The 8,649-nt window shown below is 71.5% G+C and carries 8 protein-coding genes; all 8 read left to right on the top strand.

Annotation, left to right across the window (positions count from 1 at the left end; all coding sequences use genetic code 11):
* Window positions 1-1,672 (top strand): primosomal protein (locus tag B7W94_RS18390; protein WP_253247431.1); only part of this gene is annotated, 1,672 nt, incomplete at its 5' end.
* Window positions 1,672-2,721, top strand: a complete 1,050-nt coding sequence (locus B7W94_RS11255) for an HAD-IIA family hydrolase (RefSeq protein ID WP_085606555.1) — start codon at window positions 1,672-1,674, stop codon at window positions 2,719-2,721. The genes B7W94_RS18390 and B7W94_RS11255, both read left to right, overlap by 1 nt.
* 49 nt (window positions 2,722-2,770) lie before the next feature.
* Entirely contained in the window at window positions 2,771-2,950 is a 180-nt protein-coding gene (locus tag B7W94_RS11250) for a hypothetical protein (RefSeq protein WP_085606553.1), read from the top strand.
* Entirely contained in the window at window positions 2,947-3,744 is a 798-nt protein-coding gene (locus tag B7W94_RS11245; protein WP_085606551.1) for a TlyA family RNA methyltransferase, read from the top strand. The genes B7W94_RS11250 and B7W94_RS11245 overlap by 4 nt, the downstream gene beginning before the upstream one ends.
* Window positions 3,741-4,658 (top strand): NAD kinase, encoded by a 918-nt coding sequence (locus B7W94_RS11240; RefSeq protein ID WP_025105150.1) that lies wholly within the window; start codon window positions 3,741-3,743, stop codon window positions 4,656-4,658. Before B7W94_RS11245 ends, B7W94_RS11240 begins: the two co-directional genes overlap by 4 nt.
* Window positions 4,655-6,337, top strand: coding sequence for a DNA repair protein RecN (gene recN, locus B7W94_RS11235; RefSeq protein WP_085606550.1), 1,683 nt, complete (start codon window positions 4,655-4,657; stop codon window positions 6,335-6,337). Before B7W94_RS11240 ends, recN begins: the two co-directional genes overlap by 4 nt.
* Before the next feature lie 26 nt (window positions 6,338-6,363).
* A complete protein-coding gene (locus tag B7W94_RS11230; RefSeq protein ID WP_085606548.1) occupies window positions 6,364-8,058 on the top strand; it encodes a CTP synthase in 1,695 nt (564 codons plus the stop codon).
* The gene (locus B7W94_RS11225; protein ID WP_085606546.1) at window positions 8,051-8,647 is read left to right on the top strand and encodes an NUDIX domain-containing protein; all 597 of its coding nucleotides are present in this window, start codon (window positions 8,051-8,053) and stop codon (window positions 8,645-8,647) included. Before B7W94_RS11230 ends, B7W94_RS11225 begins: the two co-directional genes overlap by 8 nt.
* The last annotated feature ends 2 nt before the right edge of the window (window positions 8,648-8,649 follow it).

Here is an 8,649-nt window from a genome sequence, read left to right as displayed (position 1 = left end):
TGCTGCCCCCCGCCGTGAAGGCGGCTACAACCGTGATGGTGCTCCGCGTCGTGAGGGCGGTTACAACTACCGTGACGGTGCTCCGCGTCGTGAGGGTGGCTACAACAACCGTGACGGTGCTCCGCGTCGTGAGGGTGGCTACAACAACCGTGACGGTGCTCCGCGTCGTGAGGGTGGTTACAACCGCGATGGTGCTCCGCGTCGTGAGGGTGGCTACAACAACCGTGACAGCGCTCCGCGTCGCGAGGGTGGTTACAACCGCGATGGTGCGCCCCGTCGTGAGGGTGGCTACAACAACCGTGACGGTGCTCCGCGTCGTGAGGGTGGTTACAACCGCGATGGTGCTCCGCGTCGTGAGGGTGGCTACAACAACCGTGACAGCGCTCCGCGTCGCGAGGGTGGTTACAACCGCGATGGTGCGCCCCGTCGTGAGGGTGGCTACAACCGTGACGGTGGTGCGCCTCGTCGTGAGGGTGGTTACAACCGTGACGGTGGTGCGCCTCGTCGCGAGGGTGGTTACAACCGCGACGGTGGTGCGCCCCGTCGCGAGAGCGGCTACAACCGGGACAGCGCTCCGCGTCGCGAAGGCGGCTACAACCGTGACTCCGGTCCTCGTCGCGAGGGCGGCTACAACCGTGACTCCGCTCCGCGTCGCGAGGGCGGGTTCGAGCGTGAGCGGGGGAGTGACCGGTCGCGGCCCTTCCCGCAGCGCGGCGGGGCTGGGCGGGAGCGTCCGGCCAACGCGGCGAACGAGCGTCCGCGCTTCGACGAGCCCCGCGTCCCGGACGAGGTCACCGCGCGCGACCTGCACCCGTCCGCGCGCAACGAGCTGAAGACGCTGAGCAAAGAGAACGCCGAGTTCGTCGCTCGTCACCTGGCGATGGCCTCCCGGCTGATCGACGAGGACCCCGCTCTGGCGCACGAGCATGCGCTGGCGGCGTCGCGTCGTGCCGGCCGGATCGCGATCGTCCGCGAGACCCTCGGCATCACCGCCTATGCGACCGGCGACTTCGCCTTGGCGCTGCGCGAGCTGCGTACCTACCGCCGGATCTCCGGTAAGGATGACCAGATCGCCCTCATGGTCGACAGCGAGCGCGGTATCGGGCGCCCCGACCGCGCCCTCGAGACCGGTCGGGCGGTGGACCGATCAGCTCTGACCACGCCCGTGCGAGTCGCCCTGGCTATCGCGATGTCGGGTGCCCGGCTCGACCAGGGAGACCTCGAGCTGGCGCTCGGAGAGCTCGAGATCCCGGAGCTGGACCCGGACCGCGCATTCGAGTGGAGCCCCGCGCTGTTCGCCGCGCGCGCCGCCGTCCTGGAGGACCTCGGGCGTACGGACGAAGCCGAGTTCTGGGCGCGCCGTGCCGAGGTCGCCGCCGAGGCTCTCGGTGTCGACGAGGCCGGCGATGAGGAGCTCTACGTGGAGGACGGCCTCATCGAGGACGGGTTCTCTGACGACGAGTTCTCCGACGCTGACGTCGCTTCTGTCGAGGACGAGGACGCGACCGAAGCCGACGACGCGACCGAAGCTCCCGACACGACCGAGGCCCCTGAGCCCGCGGAGCCGTCCATCGAGGACGAGGTGCGCGAGCTGCTCGGCGAGGACGACGAGACGGATGACGACGAGGCGGAGGACGACTCGCCCTCCGCGTCCGAGAAGCCGGAGGCGTAGTGGGGCTCTTCACTGCGAAGGCGCGGAAGCGCTCGGCGGGTCGCACGCCGCTCGAAGGCGTGGACACCGTCCTCGCCGACCTCGACGGCGTGGTCTATGCCGGTCCCGGCGCTCTGCCGCATGCGGTGGAGAGCCTGAACGCGGCGGCGCACGCGGTGCGCCTCGGCTACATCACGAACAACGCCTCGCGCACCGACGCCTCGGTGGCCGCGCACCTCACGAGTCTCGGGCTCGACGTGGCTCCGCAGGACGTCGTCACGAGCCCGCAGGCGGCGATGCGTCTGCTGTCCGGGATCGTGCCGGCGCCGGCGACGATCCTCGTGGTGGGCGGCGACGGCCTCGTCGACGAGGTGCAGAAGGCCGGGTACACGGTCACGCGCAGCGCCGAGGACGCGCCGCAGGCCGTGGTCCAGGGCTTCGCGCCCGAGGTCGCCTGGACCGACCTCGCCGAGGCGGCGTTCGCCCTCAAGGTCCCCGAGGACGAGGGCGGCATCCCGTGGATCGCCACGAACACCGACTGGACGATCCCGCGCGAGCGGGGCGTCGCCCCGGGGAACGGCACTCTCGTGTCCGCCGTGCACACCGCGATCGGTCGCCTGGCGACGGTGGCGGGCAAGCCGGAGACCCCGATCTTCGAGGAGGCGCTCGCCCGTTTCGGCGCGGCGAAAGCGCTCTTCATCGGTGACCGCCTCGACACCGACATCATGGGTGCCAGCCGTGCGGGCATCGAGTCCGCCCTGGTGCTGACCGGTATCGACCGTCCCAAGCACGTCCTCGCCGCGCCCGAAGGATCGCGCCCGACCTATATCCTCGGCGACCTGCGCGGTCTGCACGAGCCGTACCCCGAGCCCACCGTGACCGACGGCGTGTTCGACGTGAACGGCGCCGCCGTCCGCGTCCGGGGCGCAGACGTCGAGATCGTCGCCGAGTCCGGCGACCAGCTCGACCTGCTCCGTGCGGGCGCCGCCGCGATCTGGGCGTCCGGGACGCCGGTGTTCGTCCTCCGGGTTCCGGAACGGCTGTACGCGGACCCGTTCCACCGCCCCTGAGCCACGCGTGGCGCCGCCGCCCGTCGGCGGTGCCGCGTACAGTGGAAGCGTGAGCGATGAGATGACGACCAGCGCGCCGACGGACGGCCTGTGGAGTCGTCTGCGCCTGATCGAAGGGCAGCCGCTCGCCGCACGCGCGGACGCGTACTCGGCCCTGCACGACGACCTCTCGCGACGACTCGAGAGCGGATCCCGGCACGACCTGCGGGAGACCCCGGGACCACGATGACGCGACTCGACGCCGCCCTCGCCGCCCGAGGACTCGCCCGTTCGCGCACGCATGCCGCCACCCTCATCGCCGACGGCCTCGTGAGCGTCGACGGCCGTCCGGTCGTGAAGGCCTCGACCGCGGTCAGCGACGACAACACCATCACGGTCGCCGGCGCCGACCACTACGTCAGCCGCGCGGCGCACAAGCTCGTCGCCGGGCTCGACGGCTTCGGCATCCCGGTGCAGGCACGCCTCGCGCTCGACATGGGGGCCTCGACCGGCGGTTTCACGCAGGTGCTGCGGGAACGCGGCGCGCGCCGTGTCCTCGCCGTGGATGTCGGCCACGGTCAGCTCGCCCCCGCGGTCGCCGCCGACCCCGGCGTCATCGCCGTCGAGGGCTTCAACGTGCGGCACATGACGCGTGACAGCCTCACCGCAGCGACGGGGGAGTCCACGTCGCCCGACCTGGTGGTGGGCGACCTCTCCTTCATCTCGCTCGAGCTCGTGCTGCCCGCGGTGGTCGCCGTGGCCGCGCCGGGCGCCGACGTGCTGCTGCTGGTCAAGCCGCAGTTCGAGGTCGGGAGGACCGCGGTGCGCGGCGGCCTCGTCACCGACCCCGCCACCCGGGCCGATGCCGTCGCCCGCGTGGTGTGGAGCGCGTGGGATGCCGGGATGGGGATGGCGGGGATCGTCTCCTCCCCGATCCTCGGGACACACGGCAATGCGGAGTATCTCGTGCACCTCGTGCCGGGCGGCGGCAGCAATCCGACAGAATGGATGGACACCATCAACCGGCTGGCAGGGGGACGATGAACGAGCGCAGGATCCTGGTCGTCGCCCACGCGGGTCGCGTCGACACCGTCGCGGCCGCCCGTCGGGTGATCGACGCCCTCCGCGGTGCGGGGGTCCGTCCCGTCCTGGCAGCCGACGACCATGCCGAGCTCGCCGCAGTCGATGCGTTCTTCGCGGACGTCGAGGTGCTGGACGCCTCCGGACCGGCGACGCTCGAGCTCGCGATCGTCCTCGGGGGCGATGGCACGATCCTCCGCGCGGCAGAGCTCGTCCGTGACAGCGGCGCTCCGGTGCTCGGCATCAACATGGGTCACGTCGGCTTCCTCGCGGAGATCGACCGGGACGACATGGACGACGCGATGCGCCGCGTCATCGCCCGCGACTACGAGGTCGAGGAGCGCCTGGCACTGTCGGTGCGCGTGAAGGACGCCTCGGGCGACGTCGTCTTCGAGACCTGGGCCCTGAACGAGGCGACCGTCGAGAAGGCGAGCCGCGAGCGCATGATCGAGGTGGTGCTCGAGATCGACGGGCGGCCGCTGTCGAGCTTCGGCTGCGACGGCATGGTCATCTCCACGCCGACCGGCTCGACCGCCTACAACTTCTCCGCCGGCGGCCCGGTGATCTGGCCGACGGTCGAGGCCATCGCGGTGGTCCCGCTGTCGGCGCACGCGCTCTTCGCGAAGCCGCTCGTGGTGAGCCCCGAGGCGGCCGTGGCCATCGAGATGCTGGAGCGGACGGATGGCTCCGGCATCCTCTGGTGCGACGGCCGTCGTTCCCACGACCTTCCGCCGGGAGCCCGCGTCGTGGTGCGCCGCTCGTCGCGCCCGGTCCGCCTCGCGCGTCTGCACCCCACGGCGTTCACGAACCGTCTCGTGCGGAAGTTCCAGCTGCCCGTCGAAGGATGGCGCGGACAGGAGCGGAGGAGCGACGCATGATCGAGGAGATGCGCATGCAGGGGCTCGGCGTGATCGCCGACGCCGTCCTGCCGCTCGGGCCCGGCTTCACGGCCATCACCGGAGAGACGGGCGCGGGGAAGACCATGGTCGTCACCGGGCTCGGGCTGCTCCTCGGCCAGCGCGCCGACTCGGGCGCCGTGCGCAAGGGAGCCGCGCAGGCCTCGGTGGCCGGGGTGTGGATCGTGCCCGAGAAGGGCGAGGTCGCCGACATCGTGGCCGAGGCCGGGGGAGAGCTGGAGCCGGCCGGTGCCGGCACCGCTGAGCTCTATGTCTCGCGCACCCTCAGCGCCGAGGGCCGCAGCCGCGCGAGCGTCGGCGGGCGGGCCGCGCCGGCAGGTGTGCTGTCCTCCCTCGCCGACGAGCTCATCGTCGTGCACGGACAGTCCGAGCAGCTGCGACTGCGCTCGGCCGCCGCGCAGCGCGACGCCCTCGACCGCTTCGGCGGCGAACCGATCGCCCGGGCGCTGGAGGAGTACCAGGCCGCGTTCGAGCGCTGGCGAACGCTCGACGCCCAGATCATCGACATCACCGCGAACCGTGACCGGCGTGCCGAGGAGGCCGCCCGGCTGCGGGAGGACCTCGCCCTGATCGAGGCGACCGCCCCCGAGGAGGGCGAGGACGAGGAGCTGACGGCTCGTGCCGAGCGCCTCGCGAACGCGGAGGAACTCCGCGTCGCCGCCGCCCTGGCCCACGGAGCCCTCTCGAACGAGGAGGGCGAGCCCGATGCCTCGGCGCTGGTCGCGGAAGCGCGCCGAGCGATCGAGCGCGTGTCCGACCCGAAGCTCGCGGAGGTCGCGGAGACCCTGGCCGACATCGGCTACCGCATTGCCGACGCCGCCGGTGTGCTCTCCGGCTTCCTCGCCGACCTCGATGAGTCCGGTCCGCACGAGCTGGCCGCCGTCGAGGAGCGCCGGGCCGCGCTCGGCGTCCTCATCCGTCAGCACGGCTCGCTGGCGGAGGCCCTGGCGCTGTGGCAGACCGGATCCGCGCGACTGGCCGAACTCGACGACGACGGAGAGCGCCTGGAACGCCTCACCGCCGAGCGCGACGCGGCCAGGACAGAGCTCGACGCCCGGGCCGACGCTCTCACCGCGGCCCGGAGCGAGGCGGCCGGCCGACTCGGCGAGGCCGTGACCGCCGAGCTGCACGCGCTGGCGATGCCGGACGCGCGCCTGGAGGTCTCTGTGGCCCCGGGGGCCGAGAGCACCCACGGCCGCGACGACGTCGCCATCCTGCTCGCCCCGCATCCCGGCGCCGAACCTCGCTCGGTCGCCAAGGGCGCCTCCGGCGGCGAGCTGTCGCGGGTGATGCTCGCGATCGAGGTCGTCATCGCGGCGACCGATCCCGTGCCCACCTTCGTGTTCGACGAGGTCGACGCGGGCATCGGCGGCGCGGCGGCGATCGAGGTGGGTCGGCGACTCGCCCGACTCGCCGAGAAGTCGCAGGTGATCGCCGTCACCCATCTCGCGCAGGTCGCCGCCTTCGCGAACAACCATCTCACCGTCGTGAAATCGCACGACGGCGCCGTCACCGCGTCCAGCGTGCGGCGGCTCGACGGGGAGGAGCGCGAGGCCGAGATGGCCCGTCTGCTCTCTGGACTCGCGGATTCCGATGCCGCACTCACCCACGCCCGCGAGCTTCTCAGCCTCGGCGTCTGAATGAACTGTTAGGATAGAAGCCCGTGATGAACTCTTCTTCTGCGGGGCCCAAGAACGACACGACCAAGCACATCTTCGTGACTGGTGGTGTCGTTTCGTCTTTGGGCAAGGGGCTCACCGCGGCCAGCCTGGGCAACCTTTTGACCGCTCGCGGACTCCGCGTGGTCATGCAGAAGCTCGACCCGTATCTGAACGTCGATCCGGGCACCATGAACCCGTTCCAGCACGGCGAGGTGTTCGTCACCGACGACGGTGCGGAGACCGACCTCGACATCGGCCACTACGAGCGTTTCCTCGACATCAACCTGTCCGAGGCGGCCAACGTCACGACCGGTCAGATCTACTCGCAGGTGATCGCCCGCGAGCGTCGCGGCGAGTACCTCGGCGACACCGTGCAGGTGATCCCGCACATCACCGACGAGATCAAGCGCCGCATGCGGCTGCAGGCCGCCGAGGACCCGCGTCCCGACGTGATCATCACCGAGGTCGGCGGCACGGTCGGTGACATCGAGTCGCAGCCGTTCCTCGAGTCGGCCCGCCAGCTGCGTCACGAGCTCGGCCGCGACAGCGTGTTCTTCGTGCACGTCTCGCTCGTGCCGTTCATGGGAGCGTCCGGCGAGCAGAAGACCAAGCCGACCCAGCACTCGGTTGCCGCGCTCCGCCAGGTCGGCATCCAGCCCGACGCCCTCGTGCTCCGCAGCGATCGCCCGGTGAGCGCGAGCAACCGCAACAAGATCGCCCTGATGTGCGACGTCGACGTCGAAGGCGTCATCAACACCGTCGACCTGCCGAGCATCTACGACATCCCGTCGACCCTCAACGAGCAGGGCCTCGACTCCTACATCGTGCGCCGCCTCGGGCTCGACCAGAAGGCGGACGACGTCGACTGGACGCGCTGGAACAAGGTTCTGCACGCGGTGCACAACCCGAAGCACGAGGTCACGATCGGTCTCGTCGGCAAGTACATCGACCTTCCGGACGCCTACCTCTCCGTGACGGAGGCCCTCAAGGCGGGCGGCTTCGCGCAGGAGACCAAGGTCAACATCCGCTGGATCCCGTCCGACCTCTGCGAGACCCCCGAGGGCGCGCAGGAGCAGCTGGCCGAGCTGGACGGCATCTGCGTCCCCGGAGGCTTCGGCATCCGCGGCATCGAGGGCAAGCTGGGTGCGCTGAAGTTCGCCCGCGAGCAGGGCATCCCGACCCTCGGCCTCTGCCTGGGTCTGCAGTGCATGGTCATCGAGTACGCCCGCGACGTGGCCGGGATCGCCGGAGCCTCGTCCAGCGAGTTCGACCCGGACACCGCGGAGCCCGTCATCGCGACCATGGCCGAGCAGATCGAGATCCTCGACGGCGGCGACCTGGGCGGCACCATGCGCCTCGGCCTCTACCAGGCGGCTCTCGCGGAGGGCTCGCTGGCGCGCGAGGTCTACGGCGCCGCCGAGGTGTCCGAGCGTCACCGCCACCGCTACGAGGTGAACAACGCGTACCGCGATCGCCTGTCCGAGGCCGGCCTGGTGTTCTCGGGCCTCAACCCGGAACTCGACCTCGTCGAGTACGTCGAGCTGCCGCGTGACGTGCACCCGTACTACATCGCCACCCAGGCGCACCCGGAGCTGCGCTCGCGTCCGACCGACCCGCACCCGCTGTTCCGCGGGCTCGTTGGCGCGGCCATCGCCCGCCACCGCGCGAGCGAGCTGTTCGACGTGCCCGTCGATGAGTGAGTCGGAGGCGCCGGCCGTCGCGGAGCCGCTGCGCGACGAGCCCTTCGAGCCGGAGGTCGTGAGCAGCGACCTCGTCTACGAGGGGCGCGTCTGGGACGTGCGCTCCGACCGGGTCCACTACGGCGAGGGCGAGATCGTGCGACAGTACGTCGCCCACCCCGGCGCCGTCGCGATCCTCGCGCTGGACGACGAGGGACGGGTGCTGCTCATCCAGCAGTACCGTCACCCGATCCGCCACCGCGACTGGGAGCTGCCGGCCGGCCTCCTCGACATCGCGGGGGAGGAGCCCTTGGCGGCCGCCCGTCGCGAGCTCGCGGAGGAGGCCGACCTCGTCGCCGCGCACTGGGAGCCCCTGGTCTCGTCGTGGACGACGCCGGGAGGCAACGACGAGCTCATCCAGGTGTTCCTCGCGACGGGGCTCACCGCCGCCGCGGCCGCGCACGCCCGCGAAGACGAGGAGGCGGACATCCGCCTCGCCTGGCTTCCCCTCGAGGCGGCGGTCGCCGGAGTCCTGGCGGGACGCCTGCGCAACGGCATCCTCGCGCTCGGCGTGCTGGCGGTCGCGCAGAGGCTGCGCGACCGGAGCTGAGC

The organism is Microbacterium sp. LEMMJ01, assembly GCF_002114135.1.
Taxonomy (GTDB): Bacteria; Actinomycetota; Actinomycetes; order Actinomycetales; family Microbacteriaceae; genus Microbacterium.
Note: the sequence above shows the minus strand (reverse complement) of the source record. Positions and strands in the feature narration are given on the sequence as shown.